This is a genomic window from Barnesiella sp. An22 (assembly GCF_002159975.1).
Taxonomy (GTDB): Bacteria; Bacteroidota; Bacteroidia; order Bacteroidales; family Barnesiellaceae; genus Barnesiella; species Barnesiella merdigallinarum.
The window spans coordinates 136,271-162,456 of record NZ_NFJR01000001.1; the positions used below are offsets into that span (position 1 = coordinate 136,271).

Genomic DNA, 26,186 nt, shown 5'->3' on the forward strand with positions numbered 1-26,186 from the left:
TTCGCTATCCAATCCTCTTTCTTTGTTTTTCACGGGGTCTCTGTCCGGCGGTCAAGCGGGCAGGGCAGCGGCCTCTTTTTCTTGCGGCTACGGTATTTCGTCAGAAATAGGAGTCGTACAGTTTTTTATATCTATCCTCTTGCTGAATATCGGTAATCCATTTATTCAGACTGTCGAGTAATGTCGAGTCGTTTTTCCGGAGTGCCCACGATTGAAACTGGGTGAAACTGATGTCGGTATTACAGTCGAGTTGGGGATAGTCTTTGCTCATTTGCTGGGCGATTGCCTTGTCGCACACGGCAAATTCGATTTCGCCGGTAGCCACCATCATGATGAGCTGTTCGGCTCCGTAGGTCTTCTCTTCCTGGATGTAGATGGTGTCGCCTATCTCGCGGGCCAGGTTGTTGATGCGCAGTCGGGTGGGGGCATCGCTCACGATGTAGAGGGTTTTGCCGGCCAGGTCGAGCTGGTTGCGAATAAGCTTCTTGCCCTCCTCGGCAGGCTTCCGCTGTACAAGTACCTGCTTGTTGAGCTGGAGGGGAACGGTGAAGGCGAGTTCTTCCTTAATCTCCGAGGTGACGGGCAGCTGCCGGGCGATGATGTCGTATTGCCCCGACTCCAGTCCTTCGATACTTTTGCTCAGGTTTACTTCGGGAGTAATCTCTATCGAGAGTCCACTCCGCTCGCCTATCATACGGGCCAGTTCATAGTCGAAGCCCGAGAGGCTGTCGCCTTGCAGATAATAGGAGAGGGGGGTATAGTCGGTTACGATGCGCAGCACACCGTCGGTGCGAATCTCCTCGAAACTGCGGGGATGAACTTCCGAACTTTTTGTCCGCAGCCATGCCATGACTCCTACCACAATCACCAGCAGGGCAATGTATATATACAGGTGATGCTTGAGTTTCATAGGCTAATTGGAAAAATCGATGGAGAGTCCCATTTGGAACATTCTCGGGTTTAACGGATAATGTGGCAGCGAGAAGTAGTTGTTCCCGCCAAACAGACCTTGGTTTACGTGCGACATCATCACGAAGAAGCGGGTCTGCTTCAGCTTCATGTTGATGTAGGCATTCATAAAGGGATAGTTCCCCACCTCGATTTGGTCTTGGGTGTGGAAGGTGAGTGTGGCCGGCTGGAAGGTCTCGCTTTTGTACTTGGTGTAGTAGCGGCAGTCGACGCCCAGTTGCACGTGCAATACCTTGGCAATGCGGAAGAGCAGATAGAGGTTGCTGTATACACTCAACTCGGGCAAGGGGATAATCGAGGGTTTGCTGGTCTTTTGATAGACTACCTCGTTTTCCCAGTTGAGAATACCGAGCCGGAAGTTCTGGTCGAGACGGGCCTGAAACACCTGTATGATGGAGCCCTCTTGTTGGGGCAGGCAATTGTTGTCGAAGTAGATGTAGTTCTGTATGTTCTCGACCCCTACGTTCAGCTTGGTACCCCATCGCTTCACGCTGAGTTCGCCGCCCACGCGCATGCGCCGGGTCTTCCCGAAACTGTTGTTCCACATGAAGTGGTTCGAAGCATATCGTTTATAAAAATAGGAGGGTTCTATGTTCTTGAAGAATCCGTAGGCTTGGAGCTGCACGGTGTCTTTCCACAGGCGGAATCGGCTGCGTACGTCGGCCGTCACATCGATGTCACCGATGACAGACCCCGCCAGACCGAATTTGCCGTTTACGTTGTAGGTGAGCAGTTCGCCCTTTTGTTTCGACAGTTCTCCGCCTACCCACAACAGGTTCTCGCTGTGGTTGCGTGGTATGGAGAAGTCGGGTCGCGGCGTGAGGCCTTCGATGACGGTTCCTGCCGAGAGGGTATCGCGCGGCATGGAGTAGTGACGGTATTCATAGGTAAGGTAAGCGGCCAGCCCCATCTTGGCGTATTTGTTGAAGCCCTCGAGCAACGATATGCCCACCGTGTTTCGCAGCGACTGGTAGGTGGTCTCTTCGTTGGTACCCCCCAGTCCCATGTAGGTATTGGCAAAGAACGTGGTATCTTCGGTGGCCGACTGGTTGACAAACCGGTGCTTGTTTTCGTTATATTCGATAGTATGGATAATGCTGGTTACCGGGACAAAGGTGCGTATGACTGTGGTGTCTTGCTGCTCTTCCTGGTAAAATCCGAATTTGTAGCGTTGGGTGGCATAGTATTCTTTGCCTCGTATGCGGTTGTAGGCATCGCTCAGGTTGGTAGGGATGGTACGGGTATCGACGCTCGCTTGTCCGCCCTGCACCTCTTCGGGATTGAGTATGTAGGTATCGTCGGTAATACCGCCATTCTCTTGATTGACAAAGTTGTAGGTATTGAGGAAGAACTGGATGTCGTACCGGTCGCCCAGATAACTGCCGAAGATGCTGTATGCCAAATCTTTGGTAGCCTGATGCTGGTAATTACCTCGCGACAGGATGTAGTTCACGCTACCGCCCAGAGCCAACCGAGGGTTTATGTTTCCCGAAAATACGGCCTTCAAGTCGTCTTGAGCTGTCTGCTTCGAACCGCCGGTGAGGTAGGAGAGCTGGGTGAAGGGGATATGCGTGTTGTAGAATTTCCAGGTCGATGCCGTTTGTATCCAGTGGCTGAAGGGGTCCTTGAAGAAAAACTCCGAGGGAATGCCTCGGTCGAAAAATATCTTGGAGAAGGCGGCACCTCCCAGATTGCCCGTCGTACCGTAGGCGGTCGAGTAGCTCGAGGGGATGTCGGTGCTGTAAAAATTGTGCATGAGCGTATCCATGGGAACATCGTAACGCAACCCTAACGGTTGGGTGATGCTCCAGGCATAAGGTGCAGGTATGTTCTGTTTTTTCTTGCCCTCCGATGCGAGTACGCAGAAAAACACGAGTAATATGAATAGGCCGACCTTTCTCATGGGGTTGCAAAGTTAGGAAAAGGAGAGCGCAAAGGCAAATGAAAAACAGAGTTTTTAAATAGCGCCGAGTCTGCCCGTAATTTCTCTTGATGAAAGTGGATAAATATCAAGCATTCCAAATTGAAGTCGTCGTCGATACGGGACGATGCTCTCTTGCAAAACTCTGAAAACCGACAGTTCCAAGCGGTCGTTTGCTTACGTTCGGCCTGCCGGCTTTCAGAGATAGTTTATCTATATCGGTCTGTTAGTTGCTCTGGTAGAGGTAGCGCTTGATGCTGCGTTTGGGAGTCTTCTCAAACTCCTCGTAATAGATTTTCAACCGGCTTATCTGGCTGTAAGCGGGCAGCTCCTTGTTGAGTGAGGCGATGTCCTCCTCCATCTGTGCTTCGAGGGCATGTCCCGTCAGGTTGGAGCGTTGGGCATTCTCGATGTCGGGGTAGACGAGAGCCACCAGTTTTCCCTCCTGCTCGACGATGAGCGACTCGCACACATAGGGCATGTTGTTCAGGCGGTCTTCAATCTCTTCGGGGTAGATGTTTTGTCCCGAGGGGCCCAGAATCATATTCTTGTTGCGTCCTCTCAAGTAGACGAATCCATCGGCATCGATGGTGCATAGGTCGCCGGTTTTCATCCAACCATCGGGAGTGAATATGGCTTGGGTGGCCTCTTCGTTTTTGTAATAGCCGAGCATGGTGTTGGCTCCCTTTACCTGCAGTTCGCCCACGGTGTGCTCGGGGTCGGGTGAGTCGACGCGACCCTCCATGCGGTCGACAATTCGTCCGCAGGAGCCTATGCGGGTCTCGTCCCAGGGCGCATACGAGATGAGCGGGCCGCACTCGGTCATGCCATAGCCTACGGTGAAGGGGAAGCCGATACGACGCAAAAAGAGCTCGACCTCTCGGTTGAGGGCGGCCCCGCCGATAATCATCTGCACCAGATTGCCGCCAAAGGTTTCGTAGAGACGGTCGTTGATTTTGGCCAGCAGCTGGCTGTCGAGGAAGGGCACCTTCAGCATCACCTTCATCAAGGGCTTTTCGAGCAAGGGGAATACCTTGGTTTTGATAATCTTCTCGATAATGAGCGGGACGGCAATAATCAGTTTGGGCTTTACGGTGGCAAAGGCATCCATAATGATCTTGGGCGAGGGCACCCGGGTGAGGAAGTGCAGATGGCACCCCTTGGTAAAGGGGTGTATCATCTCGATGACCATGCCATACATGTGGGCCATGGGCAGCATGCACACGATGCCGTCGCCGGCCGTGAGGAAGGGCAGGTGCTCGAGGCAGAACTCGACATTGGACCACAGGCTGCGGTAGGGGAGCATGACTCCTTTGGAGAATCCGGTAGAGCCTGAGGTGTAGTTGATGACGGCCATCTCTTCGGGCGAATCCTCGTAGTAACTCACCGCTTCGGGGGTAAAGCGCGAGGGGTATTTACGGCCGAAGTATTCGTTCAGCCGGTTGCGGGTATCGATGAGCCGCTCGCTGTTCGACTTGAGCAGAGAGAAGTCGTTGAGCAGGAGAATGCCCCGCAAATCCTTCATCAGGTTCTCGTTCAGGTTTTCCCATACCCCGTCGCCCACAAAGAGCAGTTTGGCTTCGGAGTGGTTGACGATGTGGTGGATGTTGTCGGCCTTGAACTCGTGCAGGATAGGGACGGGCACGGCCCCGTAGGTGATGGTGGCAAAGAAGGCCACGGCCCAGTGTGCCGAATTCTTGCCGCAGATGGCCACCTTGTCGCCGTGTTCGATGCCCGCGCTCTCGAGCAGCAGGTGTATTTTGGCAATTTTGCGGGCAATGTCTTTGTAGTGGTAAGAGACACCGTCGAAGTCGCTCAAAGCGATACGTTCCCAGTTCTCTTTAATGGCTCGTTCGATGTATTTATTAAAGCTCTCGTAATTCATAAAATCAAAATTTTACGGGTCATGATTTTACAAAGTTACAAGATTCCGCGAGAAATCCTAATTTCGCCACCCCATTTCGGGGGCAGTTGAAAGTTTATTTAGTTTTTTCTCAGAGAAAAAAGGATATTCAGGCCACCCGAGGGTTCGTTTTTAACCCATATTTCACCTTTGTGGAAGAGAACAGCGTTTTTGACGATGGCCAGTCCCAGACCGGTGCCGCCGAGTTTGCGGGAGCGTCCTTTGTCTACCCGATAGAAACGCTCGAAGAGGCGGTTCAGATGCTCTTCGGGTACCCCCACGCCGTTGTCGGAGAAGGAGAAGTAGTAATACTTGTCGTCTTCGAGATAGCAGTCGATGGTGATTCGGGTACCTTGTCCGGCGTACGCGATGGCGTTGTCGGTGAGATTTCGGAATATCGAGTAGAGCAGCGAGTAGTTGCCGTTCAACGTCATCTTGTCGTGGAGGTTTCGCATCTCTACGGTCATATTACGCTCGGTAAGTGCGGCTTGCGATTCGTTGATGACCTCGGTGATAATCTTCTGCAAGTCGGTGTTGTCGGTGTCGTAGAGGTCTTTCGACTCGTCGAGGCGGTTGAGCATAGAGATGTCGCGCAACAGGTCGGTGAGCCGTTTCGATTGGGCATAGCAACGCTCCATGAACATCTTTTTGCGCGCTTCGTCCATCTGGGTAGAGAGGATGGTCTCCATATATCCCCTGATGCTGCTCACCGGGGTCTTCAGCTCGTGGGCGATATTCTGGGTCAATTGCCGTTTCAACCGGCTCTCCTGCTCCTGTTGGGTGATGTCGTTGATGGCGATTTCGAAGGTGTGGTCCTGGAAGATGATGCACTCGACAAGGAAGGTGCGGCTCCCTTTGTCGAGGGTCATCGACTCGGAGATGAACTCTTCGCGCACATTGGGCTCGTAGAGTTTCTGCGATATGAAATCGTTGATTTTTTTCAGATTTTCCTCTTTGAACAGATAGTCGGCCGGAGACACCGTATTGTCGGTAATGAGGCTGAGATACTGGATAAAGAGGTTGTTGGCCATGATTATCCGTTTGTCTTTGGAGAAGAAGGCCAGGCCCTCTTTGGAGAATTGCAGGTGTTTGAACAGCTTTTCCTGTTCGATCGACAATTTCTCTTTGGTACGCAACAGGTTGTCGTAGATATGGGTAAGACTCTGGGTAATATTGCCGATGTCGTCGACGCCCGATTTGATGGTGATGTGTATGGGCTTCTCTTGTTCGGCTTGTTGGGCCAGTTGGCTAAGGGCGGCAATCGATTTGCCCAGGCTACGGCAGAAATAGTATAGCAACAGGATTGCGAAAATCGATATGCCCACCATGAAGTAGATAAACTCTTTGTTGGGATTGAGTATGGAGAGGCTCTCCCGCTCGAAGGGAATCGACGAGCGTACCACCCAGTCGCCGTACCGTCGGGCCGAATAGAAGTAGTTTTTCTTATGCGTTTGCGAGTATCGAATGGCATAGCCCTCTTTTCCCTTCAGGGCCTGTTGTATTTCGGGCCGGGTCAGGTGATTGTCGGCAACCGTGTCGCTCTCTTTTCCCGACTGGCTCTCGAGTATCACATCGCCGTTTTGGGCCGAGATGACGGTTACCCTCAAGTCGCGGCTGGTCATGTTGCGGATAATCGAGTCGATAGAGATGTGGTCGATGTCCTGGTTTTTGATTTGGGCATACAAGAGTCCGTTATAGTCTTGCAAAAGGGCATTCAACGACTGTTGCCGGTTCTCCTTTTCGAGCTGGTATTCGAAGAGCAGGATGATGGCAATAAAGACGACAAACAGCGACCCGATGGAAAAGAACAGTTTTCGGTCGAAGGTCATAAACTGAGCACGCTTTTCGATAGTCATAGGTCAAAATCAGGCAGTTTCGAAACAATATCCGTATCCAAGCCGGGTGACGATGTGTTTCCCGTACTCTCCGATTTTTTTCCGCAGGCGGGTGATGTTTACGTCGATTGTGCGATCGAGCACATATACCTCGTCGGTCCAGATTTTCGAAAGAATCTCTTCACGCGAAAAGACCTGACCCGGGTGGGAGAGCAGGAGCGAAAGGATCTCAAACTCTTTTTTGGTGAGCGGCAACTCGTTCTGGTCGATGAAGGCCCGCTTTTTGGTCGGGTCGATATATAGATTTTCGAATTGCAGGATTTCGGGGGTCTCCTTTTCGGAGCTGCGGCGAAGCACGGCCTTGACACGGGCAATGACCTCACGGATGGAGAAGGGTTTGGATATGTAGTCATCGGCTCCGATATTGAAGCCCATCAGTTTGTCGTCTTCGGTATCCTTGGCTGTGAGGAAGATGATGGGAATGTGTTTGAGCTTTTCGTTCTTACGCAGCAGCGAGGCCATTTTGAAGCCGTTCATTTCGCCCATCATCACATCGAGCAGCAGCAGGTTGTAATCGCTCAGGTTCATTTGCAGAGCCTCTTCGGCCGAGTTGGCCGTGTCGACTTCATACCCTTCTACTTCGAGGTTGAATTTCAGAATTTCGCACAAATCCTCTTCGTCGTCTACAACTAAAATCTTGTAATTGGTCATAGTTCTCGGTTTTTTTTGATGCTGCAAAATTGAGAAATAGATATTTCAACGGTGTGACAATCGAGCCCTATTTTCAATCTGCATCCGAATCGCGCTTCTGGAAATCGAGCAACAGGACAAAATCCTTCACATCGTTGCCTTTGCGATCGCTTCGCATGACAGGAGAGAAGTCGTATTGCCGGCCATATTTCTCCTGTATGTACTGGAAATCGCGTTCGCCCACGAGCAGGTAGCCTGCTTCGGGGTTCTCTTTTTCAAACTCGACTACCCGGTCTTGCGTGTAGAAGTTGATGATGAAGAAGTGAAGCATGGGTACCGATACGTAAGAGTATATCTTCCCCTCGGGTACTTCGGCTATGACTTTATCGGCAAAGGGTTTCATCGACTTGGCATTGAGTATGACCGGCAGCGTAGAGGCGTCGAGCATGAGTTGTATACCGAAGAAGAGCGCCACGACCGAGTAGACATACCGGTTGTTGTAGGTCAGGTAGCGCTTACTCTTGTAGATGTCGTAAATGAGGAAGACGATGAATATGCCCGAGATAATCGACACGATGTTCCACGACTCGGCCAGGGCGGTCATATAGTAACCAAGGTCGTCGGGCAATATTGCCCGATAGTGGTCGCCGACTCCGCTCTTGACAAGGAGCAGAATAATCAGCAGCAAGGTTCCTACCGAAGCGATGAATATCGAAAATACCCGCCACACCTTGGGCTTCTGTTTGAGCAGATAGAGCATGTACTCGGCCAGGAAGTAGGCGATGAAGGGGTAGATGGGCAGGATGTATACCGACCGTTTGCTCTTGGGTATGCAGTAGAATACAAAGATGATGACGATAGCCAGGAGGCTGAAGAGCCGCATGCGGTCCATGTGGGCGATGTACGCTTTGAACCGTTCCCAGTATGTTTTCACCGTACCGTGCGGTCGTTTGTATTTCAGCACAAACAGCGACATGATGACCAGCAACGACCACGGCAGCCAGCCGGCCAGGGTGATGTAGAAGTAGTAGATGACGGGCTGTTCGTGCGACTCGTACGACATCTTGCCCAGGAATCGGCCGAAGTTCTCTTCCAATACCAGTTGCAAGAAGGTGTCGCCTCCCTGCTGATAGGCGGCAAAGTACCACAGCAGGGGCAGAATGCAGGCCAGCAGAGCCAGCGGCAGGACTTTATAGATGGTACGCCAGAGCGATACCTTTTGGAGCAACAGGAATACCCCGATGACGGCGCACGGCAGAATGATGCCCACCGGGCCTTTGGTGAGGGTGGCGATGCTCATAAAGAGAACGGCCCAAACGGGGATACCCCGCAAGTGGTGTTCCCACCACCGGTAGAGTTGCAGCAGGGCCAGCACGATAAAGCAGGTGAGCACCATGTCTACCCGCGAGGCCATGGCCGCCCGGTGTACTTCGAAGCCCGAGAGCAGTAGCAGCGAGGCCAGAAAGGCCAGGTCGTTGCGACTGCGCTTGGCAAAGAAGAGGAAGCACATGGCCGACATGACGATTAAGGCCAGAGCCGACGGCAGCCGCGAGGTAAACTCGGTCACCTCGCCTGTGGGCAGGGAGAGTGCGGCAATGCACCAGTGGAAAAAGGGGGGCTTGTAGGCTATGTCGCTCCCGTTGTTGACGGGCAATATCCAGTTGTCGTTTTGCAGCATGCTCACGGCCACGATGGCTTCGCGGGGTTCGCCCTTGGTGTGGAAGTTGGTCAACCCCAGGTAGGGCACGATGGTGAGCGAGCTGATAATCAGCAATAACAAGAACAATGAGAATCGTGAACTCATCTTAGGCATGTTCATAATCGAGCAGTCTTAAAGCGTTTGTGAGTTGGAGGAGTCGAAATTGATTTTTTTGTCGATGATATATTCGGGGCGGTTCTTGGTCTCGTCGAAGATATTGCCTATATATTCGCCGAGAATACCTATCGTAAACAGCTGTACACCGCCCAGAAATACGATGGTGATGATGGTCGAAGACCACCCGGGCACGATAGACTCTTTGCCCGACAGGTACATGACGAAGACCCAGATGGCAAAGGCCAGGGCGATGAAAATCGATAGCGTACCCAGCGAAATGGCCAGTTTGAGGGGCTTCTTGGAGAAGCCGAAGATACCGGCCGAGGCGAGGGCAAACATCTTGCGCACCGAGTATTTGGTCTTTCCGGCAGCTCGTTCGTTGCGGTCGTAATAGAAGGGGGTCTGTTTGAATCCCATCCAACTGAAGAGCCCCCGCAGGTACTTGTGTTTCTCGGGGAATTGCTTGAAGGCCTCGAGCACCTTGCGGTCGACGAGCCTGAAGTCGCCTGTATCGACGGGAAAGGTATAGTCCGACAGCGAATTGAGCATGCGGTAGTAGAGCTTGGCCGTAAACTTTTTCATAAAGGTTTCGCCTTCGCGCTTGTTGCGCACGGCATAGACTACGTTGCTGCCCTCCCGCAGGTGGGTCTCGATCATTTGGGGTATTACCTCGGGCGGGTCTTGCAGGTCGACGTCGATGATGACGGCCACATCGCCCGTGCAGTTGTGCAGACCGGCACTTACGGCATTCTGGTGGCCGAAGTTGCGCGAGAACGACAGCACCTTGGTGTGCGGGTCGTTCTGGGCAAAGCCCATCAACAGCTCCTCGGTGCGGTCCTTGCTGCCGTCGTTGATGAAAATAAGCTCATAGTCGTAGGGTATACTGCCCATGACCTGGGAGAAGCGCCTGTGCGACAAAGGGAGTACCTCCTCTTCGTTATAGCAGGGAATGATGACAGATACTTTCATGGCCTATCTCTCTTATTTTTTAAACGTAATACACTTGTTCAGAGTAAAGTTGCACAGCGTGTATACCACCATGCTCACCAGTTGGGCCCAGGTGTCGGCCAGGTGCAACACCTCTACCAGAACAAGCAGCGCTACGAACTGTATGCCGTAACAGATCCCAAAGCTGACGAGAAACAGCACGGCTTCGCGCATAAAGTTACTATTTAATTTCTTAAATACCCACAGTTTGCTCCAAAAGAAACTGTTGATGACGCCGGCTATATAGCCAGCCAGATTGGCAATCGTATATTTGATGTGCAGCAACTCTTGCAATACATAGATGACAATCAGGGTAATGAGCGTGTTGATGACCCCGACGATGCCGAACCGGATGAGCTGCCACAGGGTATTTTTATCGTATTTCTTCAGAGAATCCAACATGGGAGCAAGGTTATTCTTTTTTAGTCGGGTTGTCGTTTTCGTCTTTCAAGGCGGGCAGAGACCAGTGGAATTTTACCGCCAGCAGTCTGACCGCTACGACCGAAATACCGCAAATCGACTGATTGGTAATACTGTTGAAACCCATCTTCTGCCCCAGATAGAACATAATGCCACCCGCCACACAGGCCAGGGCATAAATATCCTTGCGGAACAGGAGCGGCTCTTCGTTGATGAGTATGTCGCGTATGATGCTGCCCACCGAGCCGGTAATCGTACCCATGACGATGGCGACCCAGAAGGGGAAGCCGAACATGAGGGTCTTCTCTACGCCCACCACCACAAACAGGGCCAATCCGATGGTATCGAAAATAAAGAAAGTATTCTCGAGTTTCACCAGATACTGTTTGAAAATAATCACGAATATGAGGGCTATGGCGGTGACAGTGAGGTAGCTGCCGTTGATCATCCAGAAGGGGGTGGCATTGAGCAGTACATCGCGGGTGGTACCGCCGCCGATGGCGGTAACCAATCCTACGGCATAGGCGCCGAACCAGTCGAAACGCTTGGCAGCGGCCAGACGGATGCCGCTGATGGCAAAGGCCAGTGTTCCTACAATCTCCAGTATGGTGGCAAAGGTCGTATTCATAACATTTTCCCTATAAGAATGCAAAGTTACTATTTTTTGTGAGATTCAATGCTTTTTGTCGGCTCTATGTTTTTGTCGCATGAAATAAGTATTGTGAAGAATTTTTATAAGAATAAAAGTGTACCTTTGTCTCCATAAATCGTTTGGAATGAAAAAGCGGCTGCTACTGTTCTTCTCCGTTTGCTTTGCTGGTCTCACACTTCTGGCTTCGTCTCCCAAATACGAGATGCGAGCCGTGTGGCTCACGACAAACTGGGGGCTGGACTGGCCGTCACGCCCGATGCACACGCCGGTCAATGCCCGTCGGCAGCAACAGGAGCTTGTCGAGATACTCGACCGTCTGCAGGCATTGGGTATCAATACTGTCTTTTTCCAGGCACGTATCCGTGGCGAGGTTTTTTATCCCTCGCAGTACGAGCCGTGGGCTGCCGTGTTGAGCGGCGGTCGCAATCCCGGCTACGACCCGTTGGCTCTGATTGTCGACGAGTGTCACAAGCGGGCCATGGAGTGCCACGCGTGGCTGGTCACCTTTCCGGTCGGTTCCAACCGGCAGGTGAAGCGGCAGGGCAGCCGGTCGGTTGTAGCCCGTCACCGGTCGTGGTGCAAGCAGCTTGCGGGCGAATGGTATCTCGACCCGGGAAATCCCGAGGTGCGAGACTATCTGGTCGGGGTGGTCGACGAGATTGTGACGAAATACGATGTCGATGGCATTCACCTCGACTATGTGCGCTACCCCGACGATGCCCGTCGGTTTCCCGATGCCGATTCGTATCGGAAATGGGGGCGGGGGGCCTCCTCGCTGATGAACTGGCGCGAGGACAATATCACGGCTACCGTTTCGGTCATCTACGACAAGGTGAAGCAGTTGAAGCCGTGGGTCAAGGTGAGCAGTTCGCCGCTGGGCCGTTACGCCTCGTTACCGGGATTCCCGGCCTGGTGGAGCTGTCGGGAGGCGGTGCATCAAGACCCTAAACGGTGGTTGCAGGAGGGGAAGCACGATTTTATCGCCCCGATGATGTATTTCAAGGAAGAGAACTATTTCCCGTTTCTGCACGATTGGGCCGAGAGCTGTCCGGCCGGGAGCGTGGCCAGTGGTATCGGCGTCTACCGGCTCGACCGGGAGAATGGAAACTGGAGTCTCGACGAGATAAAACGTCAGATTGAAACGACCCGGCAGGTGGGGGTAGGGCAAGCCTATTTCCGTTACGGCAATCTGCACAGGCACACCGCGTTGGAGCAGTGGCTCACGGCGTGGTTCTACCGCTATCCGGCTTTGACCCCTCGCCCGGTAGGGGCTCCCGCGCAGACGGTTGCGGTGCCCGAAGGCCTTCGGGTCGAGACGATGGCTGGGAGTACCCGGTTGTCGTGGCAGCCGGTCGATGGGGCATTCACCTATGTAGTCTACGTCACCGACGACTCGTTGCAGGTCGAGGCGGGCGAGCAGATAGCCGTTGTGTTACCCCGCACGGCGAGTGAGTGGATGTTGCCGGGCTCGTATCGTTGCTATGCCGTAGTGGCTCGCGACCGCTATGGCAACGAGAGCGCTCCGGCCGTGTGGCGTTGCCCGACGGTCGAGCCGGGAAAGTATGAGATAAAACTGTATTCACATAAAAAATAAAGAAGCTATGTATCCTTTGAAATTTGAAGACATCCTCCGTCCGATCATTTGGGGAGGAGAAGAGATTAGCCGATTCAAACAGTTGCCCGAGATTCATCCCGGGGTGGGTGAGAGCTGGGAGATATCCCAGGTAGGCGACCGCGTATCGGTTGTAAGCGAAGGTGCCGACAAGGGCAAGAACCTGACCGAACTTATTAAACGCGACGGTGCCGCTCTGCTGGGCAAGCATGTGGCCGAACGCTACGGCGAGAAATTCCCGTTGCTCATCAAGTTTATCGATGCCCACGACAACCTTTCGATTCAGGTACACCCCAACGACGAGGTGGCCATGGCCCGTCACAATTCGTTCGGTAAAACCGAGATGTGGTATGTCATCGATGCCAAACCGGGAGCCGGTCTCTATTCGGGCTTTTCGCAGCAGATTACTCCCGAGGAGTATGTAGAGCGTATCAAAAACAATACCATCACCGACGTGTTGCAATTCCACCAGGTAAAGAGCGGCGATGTCTTCTTCTTGCCGGCCGGCCGTATCCACGCCATCTGCAAGGGTATCCTGATTGCCGAGATTCAACAGAGCTCCGACATCACCTATCGCATCTACGATTACGACCGTCGCGATGCCCAGGGCAATCCGCGCGAGCTGCACGTAGAGCAGTCGATTGCAGCTGTCGACTTCAAGATGTACGATAACCTGCGCACCCGGTATGAGGCCCGCGACAACGACGCCGTTACGCTGGTCGAGTGCCCCTTCTTCGAGACCAATCTCATCGAGGTAGACCAGAGCGTGAAACGTCCCGTAGCCGCACACGACTCGTTCGTCATCTACATGTGCATGGGCGGCAAAGTGCGCCTGACCGACAACAACGGTTACACCATCACGCTGCATCAGGGCCAAACCTCATTGGTTCCCGCCTCGCTCGAGAGTGTGACCATCGAGGCCGAGTCGCCTGCCAAATTGCTTGAATGCTATATCCCGGTTCAGAAATAAGCTGTGGAACTTGAGTATAACAGAAAAGGGTGTGACCATTTGATATAGCACAAATGGTCACACCCTTTTCGTTGTGTGGAACTAATTGGATTCTACCAAGTCTCTCCTAAATTTCTCAATTCCTTTTGCGCATCGGCATATCCTTGTTTAGCTGCTTTTTTGTACCAATAAATAGCCTGTGTTAAATCTTGTCCTATGCCGTTCCCCGATTGATAGAAAGTGGCCAGATTGTATTGAGAAAGAGCATACCCTTGTTCGGCTGCTTTGCGAAGCCAATAAACAGCTTTTGACAAGTCTTTTTCTACGCCGATTCCGGACATATAGAAAGTTCCCAAATTGCACTGTGCATGTAGGTATCCTTGTTCGGCTGCTTTGTGGCACCAATAAAAAGCCATTGAAAAATCTTTTTTTACCCCATTCCCTTCATAGTAGTGCCAAGCCAAATCAGCTTGAGCCTTGGCTTCGGTTGGATTTTTATCAAACTCTTTTGCGTAATCGTGTATAATTACTTCGTTGTTCTTTTCGATAGTTTCTTGTCTATTATCCAACAATCGTTTAACATTTTCGCATAAAGTTCCAAAACATTTTTCTGGTTGGGGAAAGGCATCGATCCAGTTTAAGTTTTTTAGATAATATTTTTTTGCTCCTTTGAAATTTTCATTTGAAATGCGGAATGTAAGAATCGGTTTACGACTTTCCGAAGCTAATTCGATTTCCCGATCTACTTGCTCGGAACAGTTTAAATTCCCTGAGAAGACGACAACCATCATGCGGCTTTCATCCAATGCTTCGACAATGTATTTAGCCCATACTACCCCTTTGGGAATATCGCGATAGGCGATAAAACATCTTATGCGATGTTGTTCCAGATAGGCACATACACCCTCTGCTACCTTTTGGTCGAGTGAAGAATAGCTGATAAAGACATCATATTTCATTGCCATTTGTGTTTTGTTATAGGCTATTATCAAATACAAAAATAATGAATTGTTTTACACAAATGAAGCAGACAACAAGAATTGTTCGTTTTATATCTTATTGAATCTATGTGTAGCAGTTCTCTTTTGTTGTAGCTCTTTTATTCTTCGCTTTTCTTCTTTCCGGCGCGGGTGTAGAACTTGCAATACTCGCGTATGCCGCACTCCAGGCAGTTGGGCTTGCGGGCCGTGCAGACGTAGCGGCCGTGCAGGATGAGCCAGTGGTGGGCAATGGGCAGCAGGTGGCCCGGTATGTTTTTGACCAGGGTCTTCTCGGTCTCGAGCGGAGTCTTGGAGTTGTTGGTGAGCCCGATGCGGTTCGATACGCGGAAGACGTGGGTGTCGACGGCCATGGCCTCTTTGTGGAAAACCACCGAAGCTACGACGTTGGCTGTCTTGCGACCTACGCCGGGCAGCTTTTGCAGCTCGTCGACCTCCGAGGGGACTACGCCGTTGAACTCCTCGACAAGCGTGCGGGCCATGCCCACCAGATGCTTCGACTTGTTGTTGGGGTACGACACGCTCTTGATGTAGGCGAAAACCTCGTCGGGGGTAGCCAGGGCCATGGCCTGTGGGGTGGGGTAAGCCTCGAAAAGGGCCGGGGTGACCATGTTCACCCGCTTGTCGGTGCATTGGGCCGAAAGGATTACGGCCACGAGCAACTGGAACGGGTCGTGGTAGTGCAACTCGGTCTCGGCTACCGGGCGGTTTTCCTGAAACCACCGGATTACCCCTGCGTATCGTTCCTTGGTTGTCATGGCGTTACCGGCAGTCCGTGTTTAGTGAGCCGACTTGAACTCTTCGAGGAACCGTACGTCGTTCTCCGAGAACATGCGCAGGTCTTTCACTTTGTATTTGAGGTTGGTGATTCGCTCGATACCCATACCCAAGGCATAACCGCTGTATACCTTGCTGTCGATGCCGCAGGCGTCGAGTACGTTGGGGTCGACCATACCACAGCCCAAAATCTCTACCCAACCGGTGTGCTTGCAGAAGGCACACCCTTTGCCGCCACAGATGTTGCACGAGATGTCCATCTCGGCCGAAGGCTCGGTGAAGGGGAAGTAGGAGGGACGCAACCGTATCTGAGTCTCGCTGCCGAACATCTCTTTGGCAAAGTAGAGCAGAGCCTGTTTCAGGTCGGCAAACGATACGTTCTTGTCGATGTAGAGAGCCTCTACCTGGTGGAAGAAGCAGTGGGCCCGATACGAGATAGCCTCGTTACGATACACACGTCCCGGGCAGATGATGCGGATAGGGGGCTGCGCATGCTCCATCGTGCGGGTCTGTACCGACGAGGTGTGGGTACGCAGCAGGATGTCGGGCGAGCGTTGGATGAAGAAGGTGTCCTGCATGTCGCGGGCGGGGTGGTCTTCGGCAAAGTTCAGGGCCGAGAACACGTGCCAGTCGTCCTCGATTTCGGGACCTTCGGCAATCGAGAAACCCAACCGGGCGAAGATGTCGCAAATTTCGTTCTTCACCAGCGAAAGCGGGTGTCTCGTTCCCATCGGGATGGGGTAGGCCGTACGGGTGAGGTCGATATTCTGCTCGTCGCTGTGAGTCTCTTCGAACTCGCTTTTCAGTTCGTTGAGCTTTTCGACAGCCCGCTCTTTCAACTCGTTCAGCTGTTTGCCCACCTCGCGCTTCTGGTCGGCAGCCACGCTTCTGAAGTCGTTGAAAAGTTGGGAAATTTCACCTTTTTTACTGAGGTATTTTATACGAATAGCCTCTAAATCTTCTGATTTGGAGACCTTTAATGCTTCGATTTCTTCTCTGATACGTTGGATTTTTTCAATCATACCTGTAACTTCTTAGATTCAAAATGCAAATTTAATAATAAAAGGTGGCTCGCCGTGTGGATTTGAACGAAATATTTTTGTCGGCCCGTAAAAAAAGAGGGGAGCGGCGGGGGAAAATCTCGCTTTATTATTACTTTTGTTTCAAGATTTCAAGAAGAGTTCCCCATGTCTGCATTCACATTTTTACAGCAAGTAGAGGCCTTTATCGCCGATAACCGCCTGTTGGACAAGTCGGCCCCCGTCGTAGTGGGGATAAGTGGCGGTGCCGATTCGGTGGCGTTGCTGCATGTGCTTACGCGGTTGGGCTATTCGTGTATCGCCTGTCATTGCAATTTCAATTTGCGGGGCGACGAATCTCTGCGAGACCGCAATTTTACCTGTGAGACGGCTCGGGCATTCGGGGTACCGTTCGATGAAATATCGTTCGATACGCAACGCTATGCCCGCAAACAAAGCCTCTCTATCGAGATGGCTTGTCGCCAACTGCGCTACGACTGGTTCGAAACGAAGCGCAGGGAATACGGAGCCCAGGCGATAGCCGTGGCGCATCACCGCGACGACAGTGTGGAGACCCTGTTGTTGAATCTGGTGCGGGGCACGGGCATTGCCGGCCTTACCTCGATGCGTCCCCGCAACGGTTTTGTGGTGCGTCCCTTCCTGCCGGTCTCGAGGCAGGAGATAGAGGCTTATCTCGAGGATCAGCATTTGTCGCATGTGGTCGACCACACCAACCTCGAAACTGTTTTTGTTCGAAATAAAATCCGGCTCGAGGTGCTGCCGTTGCTGCGCACCATCAACCCGTCGGCCGACCGTTCCATCTACACCACCATGCAGAATTTGCGCGAGGTGGAACGGGTCTATCGCGATGCCATCGAGCGCCAACGGAGCGAGGTGTTGACGAGTGAGGCGGGCGAGACTCGTATCTCTATCGAGCGGCTGATGGCGCTCCCTTCGCCGCGGGCTTTCCTCTTCGAATTGCTTTCGCCCTGTGGCTTTGTACCCGACCAGATTGACGAGATACTGGCTGCATGCAGTGGGGAATCGGGTCGGGTATTTCTGGCACCCGGGCACCGCGTAGTCAAGGATAGAGATACATTGATATGGGTACGGCAGGAGGTCGACGAATCGCAGTCGGATGTTGTGGCAACGATTGCATCGCCTTGCGAGGGCGAGGTGCTGCTCGACGGTTGTTTGTCGTACAGATGTGTCGAGGGAGAGGGATATGAATTGCCGCGCGACAAGACACATGCTTGTTTCGATTTGGATAAACTCGAGTTTCCGCTGACTATTCGCCGGTGGCGCATAGGCGATCGCTTTCGGCCTTTCGGAATGAAGGGGAGTCGCAAGTTGAGCGACTACTTCCGTGATCGAAAGTATTCGTTGGTCGACAAATCCCATGCGTTGCTGCTGTGCTCGGGCGATACGATTCTATGGATTCTGGGCGAGCGTGCAGCCGATGGCTATCGGGTAACCTCTGAAACAAGAAGAGTCATCGAATTTAATTATAAAAAATAGTTAAAATCCAAACTTAATTTTACAATCTTTGTTTTGTTTGGTAAATCGGCCGTATATTTGTTCACTGAATTGCGTAATGAAATTCTGTACGCAGCGTATTTCAACCAAATCCAATAGTTATATTTGTTTTTTCGGCCGGTATGTATCAGGCATACAGGAGCCTTGAAAAGTGTAAATCATATTTATATCTACATGTATAATATTTTAGAATTAAGCGCTAAAACTCTTGACCAGTTAAAAGCGATAGCCACCGAGATGGGCATCGAGAAGATCGACAGCACCGAGAAGGAAGATCTTGTCTATAAAATCTTGGACCAGCAGGCTATCGATATGGCCAGCAAAGCTGCAGCCAGTCCGTCTGCTCCTAAGAAAAGAGGGCCTAAACCTAAAAAGAACAAAGAGAAATCGGCCTCCGAAAACTCGAAGGAGGCAGAAAATAAATCCAATGCAGAGCCGAAAGCTGCCGCTCCGGCCGACTCGGACGATGCAAATGAACCGAAAAAGAGGGGTCGGAAGAAGAAAAACGACACCAAAGGAAACAATGCGGATGATAAGGTAGCCGAACCGGCAGAGATGCCAGAGGTGAAAGAGATATCGGCCATTATCGAAGAGACGGGCCTGGCTTCGCACCCGGCCTTGAAAGAACCGGTTGCCGAGTTGTTCGAGAATTTGAAGGAGAGTACCGCTACTCCCTCGGAACAGAAACCGGATGCGGAATCAACCGAGCCGCAGGCTCAACCCAATCAGCCGATGGGCGGACAGCCCAAGCAACGCAAGCGGATTCAGAAAAAGGCTATCCCCGTATTGGAATCGGCCAACGAATCTCAGCCTCAGCAGCCTGCGCTTCCTTTGACACAACAGCCGGCTCCGCAGACCACAGCCGAAAGCAAACCCGCCGAGACTCAACCGCAACAGCCTGCCCAGCTGCAGCAATTCCAACCGCAACCGGCTCAACAGTCGGCACAACCTCACCAGCAACAACAATTACCTCCGTTGCAGCCTTCGACCTTGCAAACCTTCTTCCCGCATAGCGAAAAACAACGCTTCGTTCCCCGCGGACAGCGTACCTTTGTACCGCAAAACCGAAACAACGCCAACAATCAAAATAACAACGGACAGAACCAGTCTCAGCAACCGGTTCCCGAACCGAAACCGGTAGAGAAGGCCTACGATTTCGACGGTATCCTCACTGGTGTAGGTGTACTCGAGATGATGCCCGACGGCTATGGGTTCCTGCGCTCGTCGGACTACAACTACCTCACGTCGCCCGACGACGTGTATGTATCGCAGTCGCAAATCAAGCTCTTCGGTCTGAAAACAGGCGACGTGGTCGAGGGTCCCATCCGGCCGCCCAAGGATGGAGAAAAATATTTCCCGCTGGTAAAGGTCGAGAAAATCAACGGCCGCACCCCCGAATATGTGCGTGACCGGGTTCCGTTCGACCACTTGACGCCGCTCTTCCCCGACGAGAAATTCGACTTGACCAGCGGCAAATATTGCAACCTGTCGACCCGTGTAGTCGATATGTTCTCGCCCATCGGCAAAGGACAGCGCGGTTTGATTGTGGCTCCCCCGAAAACCGGTAAAACCGTATTGCTGAAAGATATAGCCAATGCCATCTCGGAGAATCACCCCGAGGTGTACATGATTATCCTCCTGATCGACGAACGTCCCGAGGAGGTGACCGACATGGCCCGCAGTGTAAAGGCCGAGGTTATTTCGTCGACCTTCGACGAGCCGGCCGAGCGTCACGTGAAGGTGGCCAGCATTGTACTGGAGAAGGCCAAACGCATGGTCGAGTGCGGTCACGACGTAGTGATACTGCTCGACTCCATCACCCGCCTGGCTCGCGCCTACAACACCGTATCGCCGGCGTCGGGCAAGGTGCTCTCGGGTGGTGTCGATGCCAACGCCCTGCACAAACCCAAACGCTTCTTCGGTGCCGCCCGTAACATCGAGAACGGCGGTAGTCTCACCATCATCGCCACGGCTCTGACCGAGACGGGCTCGAAGATGGACGAGGTGATTTTCGAGGAGTTCAAAGGTACCGGCAACATGGAGTTGCAACTCGACCGGAAACTCTCGAACAAACGCATCTTCCCGGCTGTCGATATTACGGCATCGAGTACGCGTCGCGACGACCTGCTGTTGCCTAAAGATACCCTCAACCGCATGTGGATTCTGCGCCGTTACCTCTCCGATATGAATTCGATCGAGGCCATGGAGTTCATGCGCGACCGCATGGAGCGTACCTCGTCGAACGAAGAGCTGCTGCTGTCGATGAACGACTAAATCTGAATTTGAAAGAGGGGAGGAGATGCTCCTCAGAAAACCGATACAAGACCCCGGGAGTCGAAAAAAACTCCCGGGGTTTATTTTTATTAAAGGTTTGCGCGGTTCAACCCGAGGAATAAAATAGTTACCTTTGCCACCCGTTAGGAGGAAATGACTTATGAAGATAAACAAGACCAATGCGGCCCGGCTGCTCGACCGGGGAAAGATTGCTTACGAACTGGTACCGTATGAGGTTGACGAGAATAATCTGGCGGCTACGCATGTAGCCGAGCAGTTGGGCGAGGATATTGCCCAGGTATTCAAGACGCTGGTATTGCGGGGCGACAAACATGGCATATTCGTCTGTGTGATTCCGGGCGACAAGGAGGTCGATTTGAAAAAGGCGGCCAAGATGTCGGGCAACAAGAGTGCCGAGATGATAGCCATGAAAGAGTTGTTGCCTACTACGGGCTATATTCGGGGCGGCTGTTCGCCTATCGGCATGAAGAAGAATTTCCCCGTCTATATCCAGGAGAGCTGCCTCTCACACGACTATATCTACATCAGTGCCGGGCAGCGAGGCTTGCAAATTAAAATCGCTCCTGCCGACCTGATTGGCTTTGTTTCGGCTCAGGTGGGCGATATGATTGATTAAGCGCCGAACTATCGCTTCTGGATTTCGCCGAGAAACTGGAGTAGTTGCGGCTCGATGCGCCGGAACTCCTGTTCGAAGTTGGGGGTGAAGATGCCTTGGCCCAGGGTGCGGTGTATCTCGTCGAGCGGCCAGTAGCGACCGTCGTCTATCTCGACGGGGTCGATGGTGATGGGGCCGTCGTAGCAGGTGCAGAAGGCATTCACCATCTCGCGCTCACGAGCCGATTCGAAGATATAGGTAATGAGCGGGTGGGGTGTGAAGCGGGTGATGCCCAGCTCTTCGCGCACTTCGCGGGTCAACGCCTCCTCAATCGATTCGCCGTAGTCTACGTGTCCGCCCACGGCCGTATCCCATTTGCCCGGTTGTATGTCCTTGCTCATCGAGCGCTTTTGCAGGTACAGCTCTCCGTCGGGGTTGAGTATGTGCAGATGCACGACCGGGTGCAGCAGTTTGGAGCCGTTGTGACACTCCCGTCGGGTAGCCTTCCCGATGACCTTCCCCTGTTCGTCGATCAGGGGAAACCACTCTTCGTTACTCATGATTCTCTGTATTGGGGTTGGGTTTGTACTCTTGAATCCGTTGCTGCAAGGTCGCTTCGTCGAGCGGTTGACCATTTTCGCCGAAAGGCAGTCTAAAGCCGCAACCCTCGCGCCATCGGCTACAACCGTAAGCCGCCTTGCCCTGTATCACTTCGCCCTTGTGGCATAGCGGGCATATCAGGGGCTGTTTGTCGGTCGGGGCCGGGGCTTGAGCCTCGTCGCCTTTTGTTGCTTTCTTTTTGCGAGGTTTGGCGGGTGCGGCCGCTTTTTTCTTGGCCTCTTTCTTGGGGGGCTCTACCGGAGGAGTGGCTGCCGTGATGCGCCCCGAATTGTCGCTGAGCACATGCAGCACGATTTCGCCGACCATCTTTTTCAGCTCTTCCAGAAAGTCGGCGGCCCGGTACTCGTTGCGCTCGATTTTCCGCAACTTGTTTTCCCAGATCCCTGTCAGTTCGGCCGACTTGAGCAGTTCGTCGCGGATGGTCCCGATAAGCTCTATCCCCGTTTGTGTGGCAATGAGGTTCTTCCGCTCCTTGCGGATATAGTGCCGTTTGAAGAGCGTCTCGATAATGGCGGCTCGGGTCGAGGGACGTCCGATACCGTTCTCCTTGAGGGCATCGCGCAGCTCCTCGTCCTCGACCAGCTTTCCGGCAGTCTCCATGGCCCGCAACAGCGTAGCCTCGGTGTAGAGCTTGGGCGGTTGTGTCCACTTCTCGGCCAGCGAAGGGGTGTGCGGCCCCGTCTCGCCCTTGGTGAAGGCGGGCAGGGTGCTTTCGTTCTCGTCGCTGTTCTCCTCCTCTTTCCCGAATACGATGCGCCAACCCGGTGAAAGAATCTGTTTGCCGGTCGCCTTAAATTCAATCTGATTGACTTCGCCCAGCACGGTGGTATTGGCAATGAGGCAATCGGGGTAGAATGCCGCAATAAAACGGCGGGCCACCAGATCGTAGACCTTACGCTCTTCGGTGGTGAGGTTCACGGCCTTTACGTTGGTGGGAATGATGGCGTGGTGGTCGGTCACCTTGGAGTTGTCGAACACCTTCTTGCTCTTGGGGATCTTCCCGGTCTGGAAAGGAGCTGTCAACGGTTGGTAGTCGACCAGGGCTGCCAGTATGCCCGGTACTTTGGGGTAGATGTCGTCGCTCAGGAAGGTGGTGTCGACACGCGGATAGGTGGTTACCTTCTTCTCGTAGAGCGACTGGATAATCTTCAGGGTATTCTCGGCCGAATAGGAGAATTTCTTGTTGCACTCGACCTGCAGGCTGGTCAGGTCGAAGAGTCTCGGTGGGGCCTCTTTCCCCTGTTTGGTGGTGACATCGGTCACGGTAAAGGGGAAGCCCTCGATTTTCTGCAGGAAATCTTTTCCCTCCTCCTCGCTTTGGAACCGACCTTTGGTCACCGAGAAGGTGGTGTCGCGGTAGACGGTTTTCAACTCCCAGTAAGGCTGGGGAACAAAGTGCTCTATCTCGAGTTGCCGGTTGACAATCAGGGCCAGCGTAGGGGTCTGTACCCGACCGATGGAGAGTACCTGCCGGTTCTGCCCGTATTTGAGGGTATAAAGCCGGGTGGCATTCATGCCCAGCAGCCAGTCGCCGATGGCCCGTGACAAGCCGGCATAGTAGAGAGAGTCGAACTCGGCCTGCGGTTTGAGATTCTGGAATCCCTCCCGGATGGACTCTTCGGTCAACGACGAAATCCAGAGCCGGTATACGGGGCATTTGCAGGCCGCTTTCTGCATGACCCACCGTTGAATGAGCTCTCCCTCCTGGCCGGCATCGCCGCAGTTTATCACGGCATCGGCTTTCGACATGAGCGACTCGATGATGCCGAACTGTTTTTCGATGCCCCGGTCGGGTATCAGCTTGATGCCGAAACGGGCCGGTATCATGGGGAGCGACCGCAGGGTCCACTGCTTCCACTGGTCGGTATATTCGTGGGGTTCTTTCAAGGTGCAGAGGTGTCCGTAGGTCCAGGTCACCTGGTAGCCATTGCCTTCGAAGTAGCCGTCGTGTCGGCTTTTGGCGCCTACAATATCGGCAATCTCTTTGGCAACACTGGGCTTTTCGGCAACGCACACTTTCATAATGGGTCTCGTTTCTTTTTGAAGTTTAACGAGTGCAAAGGTACGTTTTTATTTTCATTCGGCCTCGACTTTTCCACGCCTCCCTTTATCGGTCGGGTCGAGAGGTGATGCGTTTGACGGCAAACCTCAACGGCGGGTCGATGATTGTAATCGTAAACTCCGACTGTTCCCGGATGGTCAATGCCCGATGCAGCGATTGCCAGAGCCTGACGACTCGGCGAGCATCGAGCAGTTGCCGGGTGAAGTCGTCCGGCGAGCCGAAACGGTTCCGATAACTCTCTTCGCTCCATTGCCTCAGTTTCTCTTCCCGCATCGATATTTGTTCCTTTTCACACCTGTTGTTCAGTTGCTGAATTACCGCTTGGGTCTGTGGGGTGATAGCGGTATTTCCATCTAAAGCAAGCCGTAACGCCTCTTTTTCCTCGGGCAAGAGGTCGACGTTCCGGGTCTTGAGGGCTTCGATAAATTCGACGCTCGTCCAGTCGAGGGGTGTGGCGCTGTTGGCTTGGCTTTCCAACAGGGTGATGAAAGGAAGATAGCATTCCGAAACCACAGAGAGAGGCTCTTTCAGGGGATAAATAGTAGCGAATGGGATGTCTATTTTTCTGTATTTTGAGTATTCGCTATCTGTATTTATATTTTTAATTGTATTATATACAATCAAATGCGAAATAAATAGATAGTAATTGTTGAGAATGGAGAGGAGGTAGGCCTTACTCGAGAGTTTTTGTGCCTGCCAGTCACGATTCAATCGTTCAAGTTTTACTTTAAGTTTATTCTCTTCAGACCGGTAGTAGAGCGAGGGCGATAGCGTACGTAGTGCCTGCATCCAATTGTCGTCTGTCTCGGCCTCTTGCAGGCGTATCTGCCGCAACTCGTAGTTGGCTTGTGCATTTCGTCCCTGATAAATCAAGTGGGTACAGTTCTGTTCTATTTCACGGATATTTCGATAAGGGGCTAACAGCTCATCAAGCGGGATTTGCAGAGAAAGCGTGTCGTCTGGCTCGATATAGAAGGGGATGTATCGGTCGCCCAAAATCAACTTTTGCTGCACAGGATGGCAGAGGGGCAGCTGGACGGCGAAAGTGCCATCGTCGGCAACAGGAACCTCGATGGTAGTTTGCTGCCGGGTGAGCAGGTTGGTCAGTACAATCTTTCCGGCGGGCAAATTCAGCCGCCGGTGGTACCCGATGAAGCGACCTTGCAGCCAGGCGGTGTCGGGTTCGAAGGTGATGACCGGCAGTGGTGGGCTGGGGCGTGTGGCCGGTTGCGGCGACAGGGCGACGGGCGATTGCTGCCGATTGAGTGAGAGGCCGATGACTCGTATCTCGCCCGATGGTTTGTTGCCTATCAGGTCGAATTCGCTACACGAAGCCGGCAGGGGTGGAAAATCCATCTCGACAGCGACGGTACTGTCGTCGTCGAACTGGAATATGCGGTTGAAGTCGACCCCGTCCACATCTTTTATCCGGACCGTGAAGTTGCCCAGACTGTCTTGTATCTCCCAGTCGTCGTGCAGGGTAAGCGTGGTGTGAGGGGGTTGTTTCAGGGTGATGTAGAGTCGGCTCAACGTGTCGCGCAGCAAGATACTGTCGACGGTAACTACCGGCGTATTGCGGGCTGTCCACGCCGGGGCTATCCAGGTATGTTCGGCGGCCTGGAGCCAGGCCGAGCCCAGCGAGAGGAGGAGTAATAAAAAAGCTCTCATCGTTTATTCGTACAAGTGTGTATCGAGTAAACAAACGAGAGCCTTTACAGGTTCACCCGTGGGGCCGATTAGAGCCCTTTTTGTTTGGCTTCGTCCCAGATGGCATCCATCTCGGCAAGTGTCATATCCTTGAGGTTTCGTCCCTTTTGCAGTGTTTCGTGCTCGAGGTAGTTGAACCGGCGGATAAATTTCTGGTTGGTGTGCTCCAGAGCATTCTCGGGGTTGATGCCGTAGAGTCGGGCCGCGTTAATCAGGCTGAAGAAGAGGTCGCCGAACTCACTCTCCATATTCTCGGGATTCATGTGGTCGATTTCCTCTTTCAACTCGTCGAACTCCTCGTGGACCTTGTTCCAGACCTGCGACCGCTCTTCCCAGTCGAACCCCACGTTGCGGGCCTTGTCTTGTATGCGGTAGGCCTTGATCAGGGCCGGCAGAGCCGAAGGTACCCCTTCGAGCACCGTTTTGTTGCCGCCTTTCTCTTTCAGCTTCAACTGTTCCCAGTTCTGCTCCACCTCGTTCGAACCTTCGACGTGGGTAGTCCCGAACACATGCGGGTGGCGGTAGATGAGTTTGTCGCAAAGAGCATTGCACACGTCGGCAATGTCGAATGTGCCGTTCTCTTCGCCAATCTTGGCATAGAATGCAATGTGCAGCAACACGTCGCCCAGCTCTTTTTTGGTAGCCTCGTTGTCGTGACGAATGAGGGCATCGCACAACTCGTAGGTCTCTTCTATGGTGTTGGGTCGCAGACTCTCGTTGGTCTGCTTGTGGTCCCAGGGGCATTTCTCGCGTAAAATGTCGAGTATGTCGATAAGGCGACCGAATGCTTCTGTCTTTTCTTCTCTGGTGTGTGACATAATC

General features: G+C 52.8%; 21 protein-coding genes. 5 read left to right on the top strand and 16 right to left on the bottom strand.

Features of this window, described 5'->3' with window-relative positions; translation table 11 throughout:
- Positions 1-100 precede the first annotated feature (100 nt).
- The 9 genes from B5F38_RS00620 to B5F38_RS00660 all read right to left on the bottom strand — a co-directional run bounded on the left by B5F38_RS00620 (position 101) and on the right by B5F38_RS00660 (position 11,169).
- Positions 101-910 (bottom strand): transporter substrate-binding domain-containing protein, encoded by an 810-nt coding sequence (locus B5F38_RS00620; protein ID WP_087407383.1) that lies wholly within the window; start codon positions 908-910, stop codon positions 101-103.
- A gap of 3 nt (positions 911-913) precedes the next feature.
- Positions 914-2,872: a putative porin gene (locus tag B5F38_RS00625; protein WP_087407384.1), complete on the bottom strand. Its 1,959-nt coding sequence runs from the start codon at positions 2,870-2,872 to the stop codon at positions 914-916.
- A gap of 244 nt (positions 2,873-3,116) precedes the next feature.
- On the bottom strand, positions 3,117-4,775 hold the full coding sequence (locus tag B5F38_RS00630) for an AMP-binding protein (RefSeq protein WP_087407385.1): 1,659 nt from the start codon (positions 4,773-4,775) through the stop codon (positions 3,117-3,119).
- 98 nt (positions 4,776-4,873) lie between these two features.
- Complete coding sequence (locus tag B5F38_RS00635; RefSeq protein ID WP_087407386.1) at positions 4,874-6,649, bottom strand: ATP-binding protein; 1,776 nt, start codon at positions 6,647-6,649, stop codon at positions 4,874-4,876.
- Between the two features lie 9 nt (positions 6,650-6,658).
- Positions 6,659-7,339 (bottom strand): response regulator transcription factor, encoded by a 681-nt coding sequence (locus B5F38_RS00640; RefSeq protein ID WP_087407387.1) that lies wholly within the window; start codon positions 7,337-7,339, stop codon positions 6,659-6,661.
- A gap of 73 nt (positions 7,340-7,412) precedes the next feature.
- Positions 7,413-9,137, bottom strand: coding sequence for a glycosyltransferase family 39 protein (locus B5F38_RS00645; protein WP_087407388.1), 1,725 nt, complete (start codon positions 9,135-9,137; stop codon positions 7,413-7,415).
- A 12-nt stretch (positions 9,138-9,149) separates the two neighbouring features.
- Positions 9,150-10,103 carry a glycosyltransferase family 2 protein gene (locus B5F38_RS00650; protein ID WP_087407389.1) on the bottom strand — a complete coding sequence of 318 codons (954 nt, stop codon included), beginning with the start codon at positions 10,101-10,103 and terminating at the stop codon, positions 9,150-9,152.
- A 12-nt stretch (positions 10,104-10,115) separates the two neighbouring features.
- Positions 10,116-10,523, bottom strand: coding sequence for a GtrA family protein (locus tag B5F38_RS00655; protein WP_087407390.1), 408 nt, complete (start codon positions 10,521-10,523; stop codon positions 10,116-10,118).
- A gap of 10 nt (positions 10,524-10,533) precedes the next feature.
- A complete protein-coding gene (locus B5F38_RS00660) occupies positions 10,534-11,169 on the bottom strand; it encodes a trimeric intracellular cation channel family protein (RefSeq protein ID WP_087407391.1) in 636 nt (211 codons plus the stop codon).
- 148 nt (positions 11,170-11,317) lie between these two features.
- On the opposite strand from B5F38_RS00660, the gene B5F38_RS00665 reads away from it, so the two are divergent.
- On the top strand, positions 11,318-12,787 hold the full coding sequence (locus B5F38_RS00665) for a family 10 glycosylhydrolase (protein WP_087407392.1): 1,470 nt from the start codon (positions 11,318-11,320) through the stop codon (positions 12,785-12,787).
- A gap of 7 nt (positions 12,788-12,794) precedes the next feature.
- The gene (locus B5F38_RS00670; RefSeq protein ID WP_087407393.1) at positions 12,795-13,775 is read left to right on the top strand and encodes a type I phosphomannose isomerase catalytic subunit; all 981 of its coding nucleotides are present in this window, start codon (positions 12,795-12,797) and stop codon (positions 13,773-13,775) included.
- 92 nt (positions 13,776-13,867) lie between these two features.
- Here B5F38_RS00670 and B5F38_RS00675 read toward each other — a convergent pair whose 3' ends face one another.
- The 3 genes from B5F38_RS00675 to pheS form a co-directional block, all read right to left on the bottom strand.
- Complete coding sequence (locus B5F38_RS00675) at positions 13,868-14,719, bottom strand: toll/interleukin-1 receptor domain-containing protein (RefSeq protein ID WP_143240877.1); 852 nt, start codon at positions 14,717-14,719, stop codon at positions 13,868-13,870.
- Between the two features lie 134 nt (positions 14,720-14,853).
- Positions 14,854-15,510 (bottom strand): endonuclease III, encoded by a 657-nt coding sequence (gene nth / locus B5F38_RS00680; protein ID WP_087407395.1) that lies wholly within the window; start codon positions 15,508-15,510, stop codon positions 14,854-14,856.
- A 21-nt stretch (positions 15,511-15,531) separates the two neighbouring features.
- Positions 15,532-16,551, bottom strand: coding sequence for a phenylalanine--tRNA ligase subunit alpha (gene pheS / locus B5F38_RS00685; protein ID WP_087407396.1), 1,020 nt, complete (start codon positions 16,549-16,551; stop codon positions 15,532-15,534).
- 165 nt (positions 16,552-16,716) lie between these two features.
- On the opposite strand from pheS, the gene tilS reads away from it, so the two are divergent.
- The 3 genes from tilS (at position 16,717) to ybaK (ending at position 20,995) form a co-directional block, all read left to right on the top strand.
- Positions 16,717-18,066 (top strand): tRNA lysidine(34) synthetase TilS, encoded by a 1,350-nt coding sequence (gene tilS, locus B5F38_RS00690; RefSeq protein WP_087407397.1) that lies wholly within the window; start codon positions 16,717-16,719, stop codon positions 18,064-18,066.
- A gap of 192 nt (positions 18,067-18,258) precedes the next feature.
- Entirely contained in the window at positions 18,259-20,358 is a 2,100-nt protein-coding gene (gene rho, locus B5F38_RS00695) for a transcription termination factor Rho (protein WP_087407398.1), read from the top strand.
- Between the two features lie 160 nt (positions 20,359-20,518).
- A complete protein-coding gene (gene ybaK / locus B5F38_RS00700; protein WP_087407399.1) occupies positions 20,519-20,995 on the top strand; it encodes a Cys-tRNA(Pro) deacylase in 477 nt (158 codons plus the stop codon).
- An 8-nt stretch (positions 20,996-21,003) separates the two neighbouring features.
- Here ybaK and B5F38_RS00705 read toward each other — a convergent pair whose 3' ends face one another.
- The 4 genes from B5F38_RS00705 to mazG all read right to left on the bottom strand — a co-directional run bounded on the left by B5F38_RS00705 (position 21,004) and on the right by mazG (position 26,182).
- Positions 21,004-21,534, bottom strand: a complete 531-nt coding sequence (locus tag B5F38_RS00705) for an NUDIX domain-containing protein (protein ID WP_087407400.1) — start codon at positions 21,532-21,534, stop codon at positions 21,004-21,006.
- Positions 21,527-23,617, bottom strand: coding sequence for a DNA topoisomerase 3 (locus tag B5F38_RS00710; RefSeq protein WP_087407401.1), 2,091 nt, complete (start codon positions 23,615-23,617; stop codon positions 21,527-21,529). The genes B5F38_RS00705 and B5F38_RS00710 overlap by 8 nt, the downstream gene beginning before the upstream one ends.
- Positions 23,618-23,702: 85 nt before the next feature.
- Positions 23,703-25,325 carry a hypothetical protein gene (locus tag B5F38_RS00715; protein ID WP_087407402.1) on the bottom strand — a complete coding sequence of 541 codons (1,623 nt, stop codon included), beginning with the start codon at positions 25,323-25,325 and terminating at the stop codon, positions 23,703-23,705.
- 68 nt (positions 25,326-25,393) lie between these two features.
- Positions 25,394-26,182 carry a nucleoside triphosphate pyrophosphohydrolase gene (gene mazG / locus B5F38_RS00720; protein WP_087407403.1) on the bottom strand — a complete coding sequence of 263 codons (789 nt, stop codon included), beginning with the start codon at positions 26,180-26,182 and terminating at the stop codon, positions 25,394-25,396.
- Between the last annotated feature and the right edge of the window lie 4 nt (positions 26,183-26,186).

Excerpts from the sequence above, each read along its gene's own strand:
- B5F38_RS00675 (WP_143240877.1), bottom strand. The coding sequence starts at position 14,719 with ATGGCAATGAAATATGATGTCTTTATCAGCTATTCTTCACTCGACCAA.
- B5F38_RS00620 (WP_087407383.1), bottom strand. The coding sequence starts at position 910 with ATGAAACTCAAGCATCACCTGTATATATACATTGCCCTGCTGGTGATT.
- rho (WP_087407398.1), top strand. The coding sequence starts at position 18,259 with ATGTATAATATTTTAGAATTAAGCGCTAAAACTCTTGACCAGTTAAAA.
- B5F38_RS00630 (WP_087407385.1), bottom strand. The coding sequence starts at position 4,775 with ATGAATTACGAGAGCTTTAATAAATACATCGAACGAGCCATTAAAGAG.
- B5F38_RS00625 (WP_087407384.1), bottom strand. The coding sequence starts at position 2,872 with ATGAGAAAGGTCGGCCTATTCATATTACTCGTGTTTTTCTGCGTACTC.
- B5F38_RS00715 (WP_087407402.1), bottom strand. The coding sequence starts at position 25,325 with ATGAGAGCTTTTTTATTACTCCTCCTCTCGCTGGGCTCGGCCTGGCTC.
- pheS (WP_087407396.1), bottom strand. The coding sequence starts at position 16,551 with ATGATTGAAAAAATCCAACGTATCAGAGAAGAAATCGAAGCATTAAAG.
- B5F38_RS00670 (WP_087407393.1), top strand. The coding sequence starts at position 12,795 with ATGTATCCTTTGAAATTTGAAGACATCCTCCGTCCGATCATTTGGGGA.
- B5F38_RS00665 (WP_087407392.1), top strand. The coding sequence starts at position 11,318 with ATGAAAAAGCGGCTGCTACTGTTCTTCTCCGTTTGCTTTGCTGGTCTC.
- B5F38_RS00705 (WP_087407400.1), bottom strand. The coding sequence starts at position 21,534 with ATGAGTAACGAAGAGTGGTTTCCCCTGATCGACGAACAGGGGAAGGTC.
- mazG (WP_087407403.1), bottom strand. The coding sequence starts at position 26,182 with ATGTCACACACCAGAGAAGAAAAGACAGAAGCATTCGGTCGCCTTATC.
- B5F38_RS00635 (WP_087407386.1), bottom strand. The coding sequence starts at position 6,649 with ATGACTATCGAAAAGCGTGCTCAGTTTATGACCTTCGACCGAAAACTG.
- B5F38_RS00650 (WP_087407389.1), bottom strand. The coding sequence starts at position 10,103 with ATGAAAGTATCTGTCATCATTCCCTGCTATAACGAAGAGGAGGTACTC.
- nth (WP_087407395.1), bottom strand. The coding sequence starts at position 15,510 with ATGACAACCAAGGAACGATACGCAGGGGTAATCCGGTGGTTTCAGGAA.
- tilS (WP_087407397.1), top strand. The coding sequence starts at position 16,717 with ATGTCTGCATTCACATTTTTACAGCAAGTAGAGGCCTTTATCGCCGAT.
- ybaK (WP_087407399.1), top strand. The coding sequence starts at position 20,519 with ATGAAGATAAACAAGACCAATGCGGCCCGGCTGCTCGACCGGGGAAAG.
- B5F38_RS00645 (WP_087407388.1), bottom strand. The coding sequence starts at position 9,137 with ATGAACATGCCTAAGATGAGTTCACGATTCTCATTGTTCTTGTTATTG.
- B5F38_RS00640 (WP_087407387.1), bottom strand. The coding sequence starts at position 7,339 with ATGACCAATTACAAGATTTTAGTTGTAGACGACGAAGAGGATTTGTGC.
- B5F38_RS00655 (WP_087407390.1), bottom strand. The coding sequence starts at position 10,523 with ATGTTGGATTCTCTGAAGAAATACGATAAAAATACCCTGTGGCAGCTC.
- B5F38_RS00660 (WP_087407391.1), bottom strand. The coding sequence starts at position 11,169 with ATGAATACGACCTTTGCCACCATACTGGAGATTGTAGGAACACTGGCC.
- B5F38_RS00710 (WP_087407401.1), bottom strand. The coding sequence starts at position 23,617 with ATGAAAGTGTGCGTTGCCGAAAAGCCCAGTGTTGCCAAAGAGATTGCC.